The sequence below is a fragment of the Stutzerimonas tianxiuensis genome (genome assembly GCF_053470365.1).
On sequence record NZ_JBPVWS010000006.1, the window covers coordinates 90,168 to 105,086 of the forward strand.

Genomic DNA, 14,919 nt, shown 5'->3' on the forward strand with positions numbered 1-14,919 from the left:
AAGTCCCAACTTGGCTGTGACGCTCCGGCATTGATCGGGCTGACAGGCTGCTAAAAGACCTTTCGAGGCAGAGGAAATATGGGCGCGCTGTACATGATCATTGGCACCCTCGTGGCGCTGGGTGTACTGGTAACCTTTCACGAGTTCGGGCACTTCTGGGTAGCTCGTCGTTGCGGCGTCAAGGTTCTGCGCTTCTCGGTAGGCTTCGGTCGGCCGTTGTTGCGCTGGCATGACCGCCAGGGTACCGAGTTCGTTCTCGCCGCGATCCCTCTCGGCGGCTACGTCAAGATGCTCGATGAGCACGAGGGCGACGTACCGCCCGCTCTGCTGGAACAGGCCTTCAACCGCAAAACCGTAAAGCAGCGTTTCGCCATTGTGTCCGCTGGGCCGTTAGCCAATTTTCTGCTTGCCCTGGTGTTCTTCTGGGCGTTGGCCATGCTGGGCACCGAGCAGGTTCGTCCAGTTGTGGGCGCGGTAGAGGTCGGTAGCCTTGCTGAGCGGGCAGGGCTGATGCCAGGGCAGGAAATCGTCGAAATCAACGGCAAGCCAACGGCTGGTTGGGCAGAGGTCAACTTGCAGCTCATCCGGCGACTAGGTGAAAGCGGATCGCTGGAGATGTTGGTGCGTGGGGTTGATGGCGATCAGCCGCAACGGCTGCAGCTGGAGCTGACGGATTGGCTGAAAGGCGCCGAAGAACCTGACCCGATCGGTTCGTTGGGCATTCGCCCTTGGCGTCCGGAAATCGCACCGGTGGTTGCCCAGCTGGATCCGGAAGGGCCGGCTCAGGCTGCTGGTGTTCAACTAGGGGATCGTTTGGTCAGTCTTGATGGAGAGGCGCTGACCGAATGGCAAGCAGTAATAGATCGGGTTAAGCCGCTGGCCGGACGGGCAGTGTTACTGGGGGTCGAGCGTGACGGCCAGCAGATTGATCTGCCCCTGACGCTGGCTGAGCGTGGTGATGGGGATAAGCGTCGGGGTTATCTTGGTGCTGGCGTTGCGGGGGGGGAATGGCCACCGGAAATGTTGCGTCAGGTCAGTCATGGTCCTGTCGAAGCTGTCGGTGAAGGGCTTCGTCGCACATGGACAATGAGCGTTCTGACACTGGATTCGCTTAGGAAAATGCTGTTCGGGGAGCTCTCGGTAAAAAACTTGAGCGGTCCGATAACCATTGCTAAAGTGGCGGGCGCTTCTGCACAGTCGGGCGTGGGCGACTTCCTGAATTTCCTCGCCTACCTGAGCATAAGTCTTGGGGTACTCAATCTATTGCCTATCCCTGTCCTGGATGGAGGGCATCTGCTCTTCTACTTGGTCGAGTGGGTCCGTGGACGTCCCTTGTCGGACAGGGTCCAGGGCTGGGGAGTACAGATCGGTATCAGCCTGGTTGTTGGGGTGATGCTGCTTGCGCTGGTCAACGACCTTGGCCGCCTTTAACCGCCATATACCTTGATGTCGCCGCGCCACGCGCAGGTTCAATTATCAGGTTTGAAAAGAAAGGACTTCATGAAACGTCTGCTGCTACCTGCGGTTATTTCCGCACTGATGATTGCCGAAGTTCACGCCGAGTCCTTCACTATTTCCGATATACGCGTCAACGGTCTGCAGCGAGTCTCTGCTGGCAGTGTCTTTGGCGCGTTGCCGCTGAATGTCGGTCAGGCAGCTGACGACAGTCGGCTGGTCGATGCAACCCGAGCGTTGTTTCGCACCGGTTTTTTTGAAGACATCCAGCTCGGCCGTGAAGGCGATGTGCTGGTAATCAACGTAGTCGAGCGCCCGTCGATCTCCGGCATCGAAATCGATGGTAATAAGGCAATCAAGACCGAAGACCTGCTTTCCGGTCTCCAGCAGTCAGGCCTTGCCGAAGGTGAAATCTTCCAGCGAGCCACGCTCGAAGGTGTGCGCAACGAGCTGCAGCGGCAGTATGTTGCGCAGGGTCGCTACTCGGCCACGATCGAAACTGAGGTTGTTCCGCAGCCACGCAACCGCGTCGCGTTGAAGATCAACATAAACGAAGGTTCCGTCGCGGCAATCAAGCATATCAACGTCGTCGGCAATTCCGTGTTTCCTGACGAAGATCTTTCTGACCTGTTCGAGTTGAAGACCAGTAACTGGTTGTCGTTCTTCCGTAATGACGACAAGTACGCGCGGGAGAAGCTGTCCGGTGATCTTGAGCGTCTGCGCTCCTATTACTTGGATCGCGGCTATATCAACATGGACATCACCTCTACCCAGGTGTCCATCACGCCAGACAAGAAAGACGTCTATATCACGGTAAACATCGCTGAAGGCGACCGCTATACCGTCAGTGACGTCAAACTGAGCGGCGATTTGAAAGTGCCCCAAGAAGAGCTGCAATCCTTGCTGTTGGCAAAGGAAGGGCAGGTCTTCTCGCGAAAGGTGATGACTACCACCTCGGAGCTGATCACGCGCCGCTTGGGCAATGAGGGCTATACCTTCGCCAACGTCAACGGCGTGCCGGAAACCAACGACGAGGACAACACTGTATCGATCACTTTTGTGGTCGATCCGGGCAAGCGTGCCTATGTCAATCGCATCAACTTCCGCGGCAACACCAAGACCGAAGACGAGGTGCTGCGACGCGAGATGCGCCAAATGGAAGGCGGGTGGGCATCGACCTATCTGATCGATCAGTCCAAGACTCGTCTCGAGCGGTTGGGCTTCTTCAAGGAAGTGAACGTCGAGACGCCGCAGGTCCCAGGTACCGACGACCAGATCGATGTGAACTACAGCGTCGAGGAACAGCCCTCTGGCTCGATTATGGCGAGCATCGGATTTGCGCAGAATGCGGGTCTGATTCTCGGCGGGTCGATCAGTCAGAACAACTTCCTAGGCACCGGTAATCGTGTCAGCGTAGGGCTCACCCGCAGCGAATACCAGTCGCGTTACAACTTCGGATTTGTGGATCCCTACTGGACCGAAGACGGCGTCAGCCTTGGATATAATGCTTTCTATCGAACCACCGACTACGACGAGCTGGACTACGACGTTTCAAGCTACTCGGTCGATAGTCTGGGTGGCGGTGTGAACATTGGCTATCCGATCAGCGAGACTTCGCGGCTGTCGTTTGGTCTGTCCGCGCAACAGGACACGATCGACAGTGGACGCTACACGGTTGATGAGATTTTCGATTTCATCGAGCAGGAAGGCGACAGTTATCTCAACTTCAAGGCTTCAGTCGGTTGGTCTGAGTCGACGTTGAACCGTGGCGTTCTGGCAACCCGGGGGCATTCACAGAGCCTGTCGCTGGAAATTACCATTCCAGGCAGCGACCTGTCGTTCTATAAACTCGATTACAACGCTCAGCTGTTCGTGCCGGTTACCAAGACTTACACCATGCGGCTGCATACGCAGCTGGGCTATGGCGATGCCTATGGCTCGACCTCACGGCTGCCGTTTTATGAGCACTACTATGCAGGTGGTTTCAACTCTGTCCGTGGTTTCGAAGACAGCAGTCTCGGTCCGCGCAGCACGCCGAGTCGTGGCGAGCCTGTAACCGGGAATGAGGGCACCATTGCCGATCCTGATCAGGATGCGCTGCCCTACGGTGGTAACGTGTTGATCCAGGGCGGAATGGAACTGCTGTTTCCGATGCCGTTCGTCAAGGATCAACGCTCGTTGCGCACCTCGGTGTTCTGGGACGTGGGTAACGTCTACGATACGAATTGCCCGTCGGGCTCGGCTAAATGCAGCGATATCGATATCGGCGACATGGCCAGTTCGGTCGGTGTCGGTCTGACCTGGATCACTGCTATGGGGCCGCTGAGTTTCAGTCTGGCGATGCCGGTAATGAAGCCGGACGAAGCGGATACTCAGGTCTTCCAGTTCTCGCTGGGCCAAACCTTTTAATCATCTGGAGCCATGCTCCAGCGCATCCTGAAGAGTGGTATATACCGTGCGTAAGTTGACCCAATTGCTTGTCATTGCCACTGCTCTAGTGGCGACCCCCGCATTTGCTGAAATGAAAATAGCGGTGATGAACTATCAGATGGCTCTGCTCGAATCGGACGCAGCCAAGCGCTATTCGGTCGACGCAGAGAAGAAGTTCGGCCCACAGCTGGAGAAGCTCAAAGGACTGGAGAGCGACGCCAAGCGCATTCAGGACCGTCTGGGCAAAGACGGCGATAAGATGCAGCAGGCTGAACGTGAGCGTCTTGAGCTTGAATTCAAGCAAAAGGCCCGCGACTTCCAGTTTCTGTCGAAGGAGCTGAACGAGTCTAAAGCATCCGCTGATCGTGACATGCTCAAGCAGCTCAAGCCAAAGCTGGACAAGGCGGTCGAAGAGGTCATCAAAAAAGGTGACTATGATCTGGTGCTCGAGCGTGGCGCGGTGGTTGATGTCAAGCCGCAGTACGACATCACCCGCCAGGTCATTGAGCGCATGAATCAGCTGCGCTAATGAGCAGAGTGGCTTATACGCTCGGCGACCTGGCCGAACGGCTCGGTGCCGACCTGCGCGGCGATGGCTCGCTGCAAGTGTCAGGTCTCGCGACGTTGCAGGATGCTGGCCCTGAGCATTTGAGCTTTCTGGCCAATGCGCAGTACCGGAAATTTCTGGCCGCGACTAAAGCGGGCGGCGTGCTGCTTACCGCCAAGGATGCCGATGGCTACACCGGTGCCGCATTGGTTGTAGCTAACCCGTATCTTGCCTATGCACGCCTCTCGCATCTGTTTGAGAGGCGCCCACTGGCGCCCATCGGTATTCACTCCACTGCAGTTGTTGACCCCAGTGCCTCGGTTGATCCCTCGGCGCGCATTGGAGCGCAGGTGGTGATTGAGGCAGATGCCTGGGTGGGGCCCGGTGTGGAGATCGGAGCACAATCCCTTGTCGGTGCGCGAAGCCGCATCGGCGCCGGAGGTCGGCTCGCTGCTCGCGTTACCCTCTGTCACGACGTAATCATCGGCGAACGCGTGGTCATTCAACCCGGTGCGGTGATCGGAGGTGAAGGGTTCGGCTTCGCCAATGAGCAGGGCAGTTGGGAAAAGATTGCTCAGCTCGGTGGCGTGCGTATCGGTGATGACGTCGAGATTGGCGCCAATACCACCATCGACCGAGGTGCCATATCGGATACGGTTATAGGCAATGGCGTCAAGCTGGATAACCAGATCATGATCGCGCATAACGTACAGATCGGTGATAACACTGCCATGGCTGGCTGTTCCGGCATTTCCGGTAGCACGAAGGTTGGTCGTAACTGCATGATTGCGGGCGGCGCTGGGCTCGTTGGGCATATCGAGGTCTGCGATAACGTGTTCATCACAGGCATGACCATGGTCACGCGGTCGATCACCGAGCCGGGAAGCTATTCTTCTGGAACGGCCATGCAGCCTGCCGCGGAATGGCGCAAGAGTGCTGCTCGGATTCGGCACCTTGACGACATGGCGCGCCGGCTGCAGCAGGTAGAAAAGCGCTTGGCATCCGTGACCCCACGCGGGGATACGGCTTCAGATGGCTGACCATACCGTCTGACCGCTCCTTTCAGAAGGCATTTGCCAGCGGGTCGCTCGGCTATATGGCTGTGCAGGCTCCCATTCTCCTAACGGGCTTTTTTCCAAATGATGGATATCAACGAGATACGCGAATACCTTCCCCACCGGTACCCCTTTCTGCTGGTTGACCGGGTGGTGGAGTTAGACACGGATGCCAAGCGTATTCGCGGCTACAAGAATGTCACCATCAACGAACCGTTCTTCAACGGGCATTTTCCGCAGCATCCGATCATGCCGGGCGTCTTGATCATTGAAGCCATGGCGCAAGCGGCGGGGCTGCTTGGTTTCAAGATGATGGGTGCGAAGCCAGCCGATGGCACACTGTACTTTTTCGTCGGCTCGGACAAGCTGCGTTTCCGGCAACCCGTAGTGCCGGGCGATCAGTTGACGCTTGAGGCATCCTTCATCAGCGCCAAGCGCGGAATCTGGAAGTTCGATTGCCGCGCCAGTGTTGACGGTAAGCCGGTATGCTCGGCGGAAATCATTTGTGCGGAACAGAAGATATGAGTTTGGTCGACCCTCGCGCCATCGTCGATCCTGCGGCCCGGCTGGCGGATGACGTTCAGGTCGGCCCGTGGTCGATCATCGGCCCGGATGTCGAAATAGGCGAGGGTACCGTGATCGCGTCTCACGTGGTCATCAAGGGGCCGACCCGTATCGGCCGGCACAATCGAATCTTCCAGTTTTCCTCTGTGGGTGAAGATACCCCCGACCTCAAATACAAGGGTGAGCCTACCCGCCTTCTGATTGGTGATCACAACGTGATCCGCGAAGGGGTGACCATTCACCGCGGCACCGTGCAGGATCGAGGCGAGACCACGCTCGGTGACCACAATCTGATCATGGCCTATGCGCACATTGGCCATGACAGCGTCATCGCCAATCATTGCATCCTGGTCAATAACACAGCGCTAGCTGGCCATGTGCATGTGGGTGACTGGGCGATCCTGTCCGGATACACCCTTGTCCATCAGTATTGCCACATCGGTGCTTACAGCTTTTCCGGCATGGGCACGGCCATAGGCAAAGATGTTCCCGCTTTTGTGACGGTATTTGGCAATCCGGCCGAAGCACGCAGCATGAACTTCGAAGGCATGCGTCGTCGGGGCTTCAGCACCGAAGCCATCATGGCACTGCGCAATGCTTATAAAGTCGTCTATCGCAAGGGATTGACGGTAGAAGCTGCACTGACTGCGCTCGAGGTGGATGCCCAGGCTTTTCCTGAGGTAGCGCTGTTTAGAGACTCAGTGCGGGCTTCGAACCGCGGTATCACCCGCTGATATGTCAAAACCTCTTAAAGTTGCGTTGGTTGCTGGCGAAGCGTCTGGCGACATTCTTGGCGCCGGATTGATGCAAGCGCTGAAGGCGCAGCATCCGATGGTCGAATTCGTTGGGGTGGGCGGCCCTCGAATGGAGGCGCAGGGGCTTAAATCCTATTTTCCGCAAGAACGCCTGGCTGTCATGGGGCTGGTTGAGGTGCTCGGGCGCCTACCGGAACTGCTCGGACGACGCAAGCGACTGCTCAAGACCTTGCTTGAAGTGCGTCCCGATGTATTTATCGGAATTGACGCGCCGGATTTCAATCTGGACCTGGCGCTTAAATTGCGTCGTGCTGGTATCAGGACGGTGCATTACGTCAGCCCTTCGGTCTGGGCATGGCGTCAAAAGCGTGTGTTGAAAATCCGTGAAGCCTGCGACCTGATGCTGACTCTGTTTCCCTTCGAGGCGAAGTTTTACCACGACCATCAGGTGGCGGTGCGTTTTGTAGGCCACCCACTGGCCGACACTATCCCATTAGTAGCTGATCGCGCCGAGGCGCGGGTTCTATTGAATCTGCCGCAGGACGGGCTGGTCGTGGCGTTGATGCCCGGTAGTCGGGGCGGAGAGGTGGGTCGCCTTGGCGAACTGTTCCTGGCCGCAGCCGATCGTTTGCGCTCGATGCGTCCGGGGATTCGTTTCGTGGTGCCCTGTGCCAGTCCCGAGCGGCGAGCTCAGTTGGAGCAGATGCTGACAGGACGGGACCTGCCGCTGACGTTGCTTGACGGTCGTTCCCATGAGGCGTTGGCCGCCTGCAATGCAGTGCTGATCGCCTCTGGCACCGCAACGCTCGAGGCCTTGCTATACAAGCGGCCCATGGTGGTGGCTTACAGCGTTGCACCGCTGACGTTTCGGATCCTCAAGCGCCTGGTTAAAAGCCCGTATGTGGCCTTGCCTAATTTGTTGGCGCAGCGGCTCCTTGTTCCTGAGTTGCTTCAGGACGCTGCGACTCCAGACGCAATGGCTCAGCTGTTGTCGCCATTGCTGGATAACGGCGACAGGCAGACCGACGGGTTTGATGCGATTCACCGTACGCTGCGTTGCGATGCCTCGAGCCAGGCGGCCGATGCAGTGCTTGAACTGATAGGCGCGCGCTGATGCAAATCGGGCTGGATTTCAATCTGGTTGAAGAGCTGGTCGCTGGCGTCGATGAAGTGGGCCGTGGGCCGCTGTGTGGACCCGTGGTTACTGCAGCGGTGATCCTTGACCCCTTGCGTCCGATCGAAGGCTTGAACGACTCGAAGAAGCTCACCGAGGCGCGCCGCGAGGCGTTATTCGATGAGATTTGCGAGAAAGCGCTGGCTTGGTGCATTGCCCGCGCCGAGGTGCATGAGATCGATCAGCTGAACATCCTTCATGCCACCATGCTGGCCATGCAGCGTGCAGTTGAAGGGCTCAGCGTCAGACCTCGATTGGCCTTGATCGACGGTAATCGGTGCCCCCAGCTTGCGGTGCCGAGCGCACCGGTCATACAGGGCGATGCACAGGTACCCGCAATTGCCGCTGCATCGATTCTGGCCAAGGTCAGCCGGGATCGGGAAATGTGTGCGCTGGATCTGTGCTATCCCGGTTATGGGCTTTCCGCCCATAAAGGCTATCCAACGCCGCATCACCTCGACGCCCTGCGGCGTCTCGGCCCGACCATCATCCATCGCCGTTCCTTCGCGCCTGTGCGCAACCTCCTGGAGCAAGGCGGCGCCGTGGTTGAGCGCGTAACCGCCGAAACGGCTAGCCTGCTAGGCTGATCTTCGCCGGCATTCCTCAGTCTATCGAGGCGTGCTTTCCGCTGATCCACAAGCGGTTAAACGCCGTCTTAATCGACTGCGGCTTTCCGGTACAATTCGCGGCTTGTCGTTTCGCCAGTCCAAGGTTCGTTCATGCCCGTCTCCTTCGTCCACCTCCGTCTGCACACTGAATATTCTCTTGTTGACGGACTGGTGCGCGTCAAACCGTTGGTGAAGTCGGTAGCAAGCGCAGGCATGCCAGCGGTGGCGGTCACGGACCAGAGCAACATGTGCTCGCTGGTCAAGTTCTACAAGGCGGCACAAGGCGCAGGGATCAAGCCGATCTGTGGTGCCGATATCTGGCTGGCCAGCCGTGATGAAGATGGACCGCTCAGCCGCTTGACCTTGCTGGCGATGAACAGCCAGGGATATCGCAACCTGACTGAACTGGTTTCACGCGGTTGGACAGAAGGTCAGCGTAACGATCAGATCATCATTGAGCGCGATTGGGTCAAAGGTGCGGCGGATGGTTTGATTGCATTGTCAGGCGCCAAGGAAGGGGAGATCGGCCATGCGTTGCTCAATGGCGAAGAAGCCTTGGCTGAGGCGTTGCTGGATGAGTGGAGGCAAACCTTTCCGCAGCGTTTCTATCTTGAAGTACAGCGTACGAGCCGCGTCAACGACGAAGAACATCTGCATGCGGCGGTGGTATTGGCGCAGCGCTGCAGTGTTCCGCTTGTGGCTACCAACGACGTGCGCTTTCTCAAACAGGAAGATTTTGAAGCCCACGAAACGCGCGTGTGTATCGGTGAAAGCCGCACCCTCGACGACTCGCGGCGGCCGCGCAATTACTCCGATCAGCAGTATCTGAAGACGCCCGAGGAGATGTGGGAGCTGTTCAGCGATCTGCCAGAGGCGTTGGAGAACACCGTAGAGATCGCCCGGCGCTGCAACATTGAAGTGCAGCTCGGTACCTACTTCCTGCCCGATTTTCCGGTGCCGGATGGCATGACCATGGACGAATATTTCCGCAAGGTATCGTTCGATGGGCTCGATGAGCGACTCGAGGTGCTGCTGCCCAAGGACACGCCGGACTATGAGGCGAAAAAGCAGGTTTACATCGACCGGCTGAATTTCGAGCTCGACATCATTATTCAGATGGGCTTCCCCGGCTACTTCCTTATCGTCATGGACTTCATCCAGTGGGCGAAGAGCAATGGCGTGCCGGTTGGGCCTGGGCGGGGATCGGGTGCGGGGTCGCTGGTGGCCTACGTGCAGAAGATCACCGATCTCGATCCGCTGGCCTACGACCTGCTGTTCGAACGTTTCCTTAATCCGGAGCGGGTCTCCATGCCCGACTTCGACGTCGACTTCTGCATGGATGGCCGTGACCGGGTCATCGACTACGTGGCGGAGAAGTACGGCCGCAACGCGGTCAGCCAGATCATTACCTTCGGCACCATGGCGGCCAAGGCCGTGGTGCGTGACGTGGCGCGGGTGCAGGGTAAGTCCTACGGCCTGGCTGATCGATTGTCGAAGATGATTCCCTTCGAAGTCGGCATGACTCTGGCGAAAGCCTACGAAATGGAAGAGCCGCTCCGGGATTTCCTGGCCGTCGACGAAGACGCCCGGGAAATTTGGGACATGGCGCTCAAGCTCGAAGGGATCACGCGCGGTACCGGCAAGCACGCCGGCGGCGTGGTCATCGCGCCCACCAAGCTCACAGATTTTGCACCTATCGCCTGCGATGACGAAGGCGGCAGCCTGGTGACTCAGTTCGACAAGGATGACGTCGAGCAGGCGGGCCTGGTCAAGTTCGACTTCCTTGGCCTGCGCACCCTGACCATCATCAAGTGGGCGCTGGAAACCATCAATCGCGAGCAGGCGCGCAAGGGGCTCGAGCCGGTCAACATTGATTTCATCCCGCTGGACGACAAGCCGACCTATTCGTTGCTGCAAAAAGCCGAGACGACCGCAGTCTTCCAGCTTGAATCGCGCGGGATGAAGGAGCTGATCAAAAAGCTCAAGCCGGACTGCCTGGAAGACCTCATCGCTCTGGTGGCGCTGTTCCGGCCTGGCCCGCTGCAGTCGGGCATGGTTGACGACTTCATCAACCGTAAGCACGGCCGTGCAGAAATTTCCTACCCGCATACGGATTACCAGTATGAGGGCCTCAAGCCGGTGCTGGCTCCCACCTACGGCATCATCCTGTATCAGGAGCAGGTGATGCAGATTGCGCAGGTCATGGGCGGCTATACCCTTGGCCAGGCGGATATGCTGCGTCGCGCCATGGGTAAGAAAAAACCCGAGGAAATGGCCAAGCAGCGCGGCGGCTTCATCGAAGGCTGTGCCAACAACGGCATCGACGCTGATCTGGCGGGTAACATCTTCGACCTCGTCGAAAAGTTTGCCGGCTACGGCTTCAACAAATCTCACTCGGCGGCCTATGGCCTGGTTTCGTACCAGACCGCCTGGCTCAAGGCGCATCACCCGTCGCCTTTCATGGCGGCGGTTCTCTCGGCGGACATGCACAACACCGACAAGGTGGTCACGCTGATCGAAGAATGCCGCAGCATGAAGCTGCGTATCGACGCGCCTGATGTGAACAACTCCGAGTTCAAGTTCACGGTCAGTGACGATGGCCGAATTATTTACGGGCTTGGCGCGATCAAAGGCGTCGGTGAGGGCCCGGTCGAAGCCATCTGTGAATGTCGCAAGGAAGGTGGGCCGTTCAAGGACCTGTTCGATTTCTGCAGCCGTGTCGATCTTAAGCGAATCAACAAGCGCACCCTCGAAGCCCTGATCCGTGGAGGCGCGCTGGATCGCCTTGGGCCTTATTTCTCTGATGAGCCGAAAGCCTACCAGGCCAATATCGATCGCAATCGGGCGGTGCTGCTCTCGGCAATGGAAGAGGCGATCCAGGCAGCAGAGCAGACGGCACGCAGCCTCGACAGCGGCCATGCGGACCTGTTTGGGGGCTTGTTTGCTGAGCCCGAAGCAGATGTCTATGCGAACCATCGCAAAGCTCGCGAGTTGTCCTTGAAGGAGCGTCTGAAAGGCGAGAAGGACACCCTGGGGCTCTACCTTACCGGGCATCCAATCGATGAATACGAAGGCGAGGTCCGCCGCTTTGCTCGTCAGCGCATCATCGATCTGCGTCCCGCTCGGGGCGAGCAAACTGTAGCCGGGCTGATCGTCAACCTGCGGGTCATGAAGAACAAGAAAGGCGACAAAATGGGCTTTATCACCCTGGACGATCGCTCGGGGCGGATCGAAGCCTCGCTGTTCGCCGAAGCCTTCAACAGCGCTCAGGCGTTACTGCAGACCGATGCTCTGGTGGTGGTAGAGGGCGAAGTCAGTAATGATGATTTCTCGGGAGGATTGCGCCTGCGAGCCAAGCGGGTCATGAGTCTGGAGGAGGCCCGAACCGGGTTGGCCGAAAGTCTGCGAGTCAAAGTGGCCAGCGATGCGCTAAAAGGCGATCGGGTCCGTTGGTTGGCCGATGTTTGCGGTCGTCATCGCGGCGCCTGTCCGATTACGCTGGAGTACACCGGCGCTGATGCCCGTGCTCTGTTGCAGTTCGGCGAAGGGTGGCGAATCGACCCTGCTGACAACTTGATTCAGGCATTGCGTGACCAGTTCGGGCGCGACAACGTCTTTCTGCAATACCGATAGTGGGACCCGCCGATGGGTGCACCTTTGCAGGTGCGAGAACCATCGGCGTCCTGAACCGGCCTGATCTCTGATCGGGTCATGATTGTGAACATTTTGTTCGACCTGAATGCGTCCGTCCCGTAAGGTAGGGCGCAAAAAACGGAACAGCTCCCGGCCGCCTGGCCGTCGACGCATGACGGATGCCTATGAACCCGAATTTTCTCGATTTCGAACAGCCGATCGCCGACCTGCAAGCCAAGATCGAAGAATTGCGCCTGGTTGGTAATGACAACTCGCTGAACATTGGCGATGAGATTGCCCGCCTGCAGGACAAGAGCGAGTCGCTCACCGAGAGCATCTTCGGCAATCTCACCAGTTGGCAGATCGCTCGTCTGGCCCGACACCCGCAGCGCCCTTACACGCTGGATTACATCAAACACCTGTTCACCGAGTTCGAAGAGCTGCATGGCGATCGCCATTTCTCCGATGACGCCGCAATCGTCGGTGGTACGGCTCGCTTGAACGGCGAGCCGGTGATGATCATCGGTCATCAGAAAGGTCGAGAGGTCCGCGAAAAGGTGCGTCGCAATTTCGGTATGCCCCGTCCTGAGGGCTATCGCAAGGCGTGCCGCCTGATGGAAATGGCCGAGCGCTTCAAGATGCCGATCCTCACCTTCATCGACACACCCGGCGCCTATCCGGGTATCGACGCTGAAGAGCGCAACCAGAGCGAAGCGATTGCCTGGAACCTGCGGGTCATGGCACGGCTGAAAACCCCCATTATCGCCACGGTGATCGGCGAGGGTGGTTCCGGCGGTGCGCTGGCTATTGGCGTCTGCGACCAGCTGAACATGCTGCAGTACTCGACTTATGCGGTCATTTCGCCTGAAGGCTGCGCCTCCATTCTATGGCGGACTGCTGACAAGGCGCCGGAAGCTGCCGAGGCGATGGGTGTAACCGCTGAGCGTTTGAAGAATCTCGGTATCGTCGACAAGGTCGTACCCGAGCCGCTGGGCGGCGCCCATCGTAATCCGGCGGCGATCGCGGCGTCGCTGCGTGACGAGTTGACTGTTCAGCTCGACATGCTCAAAGGGCTCGATACCCAGGCCCTGCTGGCGCGGCGTTACGAGCGTCTGATGAGCTACGGAATAGCCTGATAACTGAGTGACCGATGAACGAAACGGCGGGCTTTCCCGCCGTTTTCGTGTCTGAGCCTTTCACTTTGCCAGATTGTTTCAGCGCCCCACTGATCCGTGCGATTGGCTAGCGTTCGTCCATATCCAGCTTATGCTGACCTTCGTTTATTCTGAGCTGCAATCAGATGTCTCTCGAGTCTCGGCTGCTTGATGTATTGCAACCATGGCGTACCGCGCCGCGCTGGCGTGTGGCTTTTTCCGGTGGTCTGGACTCCACTGCTTTACTGCATTTATTGGTGCGCTTATCGACTCGCGAAAGGTTTCCGCCAATAAGCGCGATCCATATTCACCATGGTTTGCAGCCTGCAGCCGAGGGTTGGCCGGAGCACTGCCGGTCCATCTGCCAAAGCCTCGGCATCGAGTTGCAGGTTGTGCGGGTACGGGTCGAGCCTGGTCCGAGCCTCGAAAGCGCCGCGCGAGCTGCGCGCTATGCGGCTTTCAGCGGGTGCTTGCACACAGCCGACGTGCTTTTCACAGGTCAGCACCGAGACGATCAGGCGGAGACCCTGATCTTTCGCCTGCTGCGTGGCGCGGGGGTGCGGGGACTTGCCAGCATGCCGACAGTACGCGCGCTGGGTGAGGGCTGGCTTGTGCGACCTTTACTGAATGTCGGGCGTGACGAACTGGAGGCCTACGCGCGGGCGCAGCGCCTCAGCTGGGTCGAGGACCCAAGCAACCAGTGCACCGAACATGCGCGAAACTTTCTTCGTCATCGTGTTATGCCAGTGCTCCGGCAGCGCTGGCCGCGAGCCGTGGAAAATATGGCGCGCGCCGCCGGACATCTGGGCGAGGCACAGCAGCTGCTGGATGAGCTCGCCGAAATCGATCTGCGCAAAGCTCATGCGCCTTGCCGGTATCAGTGGTTACTGATGCCGAAGCTCTCCTTGTTGTCACTGGAATCGCTCAGTCCCGCTCGTCAGCGCAATGCGTTGCGCTATTGGTTGGCTGATCTGACGGCGCTTCCTGATAGCGATCATTGGGCTGGCTGGGATGCGTTGCGTGATGCCGCTCCAGATGCCGCTCCGGTCTGGCGCTTGGCTGCTGGCGAGCTGCACAGAGGCGATGGTTGCCTCTGGTGGTTATCGGGGTCCTGGTTGGCCACCGTGGCGGGGCCAGTCGACTGGCCGCAGCCGAGCACTGACCTGCAGCTGCCCGGCAACGGCTTCCTGCGCTTGAGCGGCTACGCTGGGCAAGGCTTGCTGCAGGTGCGCTATCGTCAGGGCGGCGAGTCACTGAAAATTCCTGGCCGAGGCCGGCGTGACCTCAAACGGTTGCTAAATGAGGCTGGAATGCCAGGTTTCGTGCGCTCGCGTCTACCGCTGCTGTTTCTAGACGGTGAGCTCGTTGCGGTCGCCAATCTGCCGCAGTTCGATGCCCAAGCCCTGTCGCTGCAGTGGTCGCCGCCAACCGTCGACACGTTTGAGCTGGTAGGGTCTTTCGAGTAGACTACGCTCCCGTCCCAACACAGCTTCTGCGGCTTTCTTCGAAAACCGTGGCAGTTGAGCTATTGCCGCCCCAGGCGC

11 protein-coding genes are annotated in these 14,919 nt (G+C 58.5%); all 11 read left to right on the top strand.

All coding sequences use genetic code 11. The features are described from left to right. Positions 1 to 78: 78 nt before the first annotated feature. The 11 genes from rseP to tilS all read left to right on the top strand — a co-directional run bounded on the left by rseP (position 79) and on the right by tilS (position 14,841). Positions 79 to 1,431: an RIP metalloprotease RseP gene (rseP, locus tag ACSSNI_RS09720; RefSeq protein ID WP_200637651.1), complete on the top strand. Its 1,353-nt coding sequence runs from the start codon at positions 79 to 81 to the stop codon at positions 1,429 to 1,431. Positions 1,432 to 1,500: 69 nt separating this feature from the next. Continuing rightward, on the top strand, positions 1,501 to 3,864 hold the full coding sequence (bamA, locus tag ACSSNI_RS09725) for an outer membrane protein assembly factor BamA (RefSeq protein WP_200637652.1): 2,364 nt from the start codon (positions 1,501 to 1,503) through the stop codon (positions 3,862 to 3,864). Positions 3,865 to 3,910: 46 nt separating this feature from the next. Beyond that, positions 3,911 to 4,414 (top strand): OmpH/Skp family outer membrane protein, encoded by a 504-nt coding sequence (locus ACSSNI_RS09730; RefSeq protein ID WP_200637654.1) that lies wholly within the window; start codon positions 3,911 to 3,913, stop codon positions 4,412 to 4,414. Then, entirely contained in the window at positions 4,414 to 5,472 is a 1,059-nt protein-coding gene (lpxD, locus tag ACSSNI_RS09735) for a UDP-3-O-(3-hydroxymyristoyl)glucosamine N-acyltransferase (protein ID WP_200637656.1), read from the top strand. Before ACSSNI_RS09730 ends, lpxD begins: the two co-directional genes overlap by 1 nt. A gap of 99 nt (positions 5,473 to 5,571) precedes the next feature. Then, on the top strand, positions 5,572 to 6,012 hold the full coding sequence (fabZ, locus tag ACSSNI_RS09740) for a 3-hydroxyacyl-ACP dehydratase FabZ (RefSeq protein WP_019342391.1): 441 nt from the start codon (positions 5,572 to 5,574) through the stop codon (positions 6,010 to 6,012). Beyond that, complete coding sequence (lpxA, locus tag ACSSNI_RS09745; RefSeq protein WP_200637658.1) at positions 6,009 to 6,785, top strand: acyl-ACP--UDP-N-acetylglucosamine O-acyltransferase; 777 nt, start codon at positions 6,009 to 6,011, stop codon at positions 6,783 to 6,785. Before fabZ ends, lpxA begins: the two co-directional genes overlap by 4 nt. Position 6,786: 1 nt before the next feature. After that, positions 6,787 to 7,920, top strand: a complete 1,134-nt coding sequence (gene lpxB, locus ACSSNI_RS09750; protein ID WP_200637660.1) for a lipid-A-disaccharide synthase — start codon at positions 6,787 to 6,789, stop codon at positions 7,918 to 7,920. Then, positions 7,920 to 8,567, top strand: coding sequence for a ribonuclease HII (gene rnhB, locus ACSSNI_RS09755; protein WP_200637662.1), 648 nt, complete (start codon positions 7,920 to 7,922; stop codon positions 8,565 to 8,567). The genes lpxB and rnhB overlap by 1 nt, the downstream gene beginning before the upstream one ends. Positions 8,568 to 8,699: 132 nt before the next feature. Continuing rightward, positions 8,700 to 12,221, top strand: coding sequence for a DNA polymerase III subunit alpha (gene dnaE / locus ACSSNI_RS09760; RefSeq protein WP_200637664.1), 3,522 nt, complete (start codon positions 8,700 to 8,702; stop codon positions 12,219 to 12,221). 185 nt (positions 12,222 to 12,406) lie between these two features. Further along, positions 12,407 to 13,357: an acetyl-CoA carboxylase carboxyltransferase subunit alpha gene (locus tag ACSSNI_RS09765; protein ID WP_200637666.1), complete on the top strand. Its 951-nt coding sequence runs from the start codon at positions 12,407 to 12,409 to the stop codon at positions 13,355 to 13,357. A 164-nt stretch (positions 13,358 to 13,521) separates the two neighbouring features. Further along, the gene (gene tilS / locus ACSSNI_RS09770; protein WP_200637668.1) at positions 13,522 to 14,841 is read left to right on the top strand and encodes a tRNA lysidine(34) synthetase TilS; all 1,320 of its coding nucleotides are present in this window, start codon (positions 13,522 to 13,524) and stop codon (positions 14,839 to 14,841) included. The last annotated feature ends 78 nt before the right edge of the window (positions 14,842 to 14,919 follow it).

Coding starts and splice junctions, on each gene's coding strand:
- dnaE (WP_200637664.1), top strand. CDS start 8,700: ATGCCCGTCTCCTTCGTCCACCTCCGTCTGCACACTGAATATTCTCTT.
- rnhB (WP_200637662.1), top strand. CDS start 7,920: ATGCAAATCGGGCTGGATTTCAATCTGGTTGAAGAGCTGGTCGCTGGC.
- lpxB (WP_200637660.1), top strand. CDS start 6,787: ATGTCAAAACCTCTTAAAGTTGCGTTGGTTGCTGGCGAAGCGTCTGGC.
- lpxA (WP_200637658.1), top strand. CDS start 6,009: ATGAGTTTGGTCGACCCTCGCGCCATCGTCGATCCTGCGGCCCGGCTG.
- bamA (WP_200637652.1), top strand. CDS start 1,501: ATGAAACGTCTGCTGCTACCTGCGGTTATTTCCGCACTGATGATTGCC.
- rseP (WP_200637651.1), top strand. CDS start 79: ATGGGCGCGCTGTACATGATCATTGGCACCCTCGTGGCGCTGGGTGTA.
- lpxD (WP_200637656.1), top strand. CDS start 4,414: ATGAGCAGAGTGGCTTATACGCTCGGCGACCTGGCCGAACGGCTCGGT.
- ACSSNI_RS09765 (WP_200637666.1), top strand. CDS start 12,407: ATGAACCCGAATTTTCTCGATTTCGAACAGCCGATCGCCGACCTGCAA.
- tilS (WP_200637668.1), top strand. CDS start 13,522: ATGTCTCTCGAGTCTCGGCTGCTTGATGTATTGCAACCATGGCGTACC.
- fabZ (WP_019342391.1), top strand. CDS start 5,572: ATGATGGATATCAACGAGATACGCGAATACCTTCCCCACCGGTACCCC.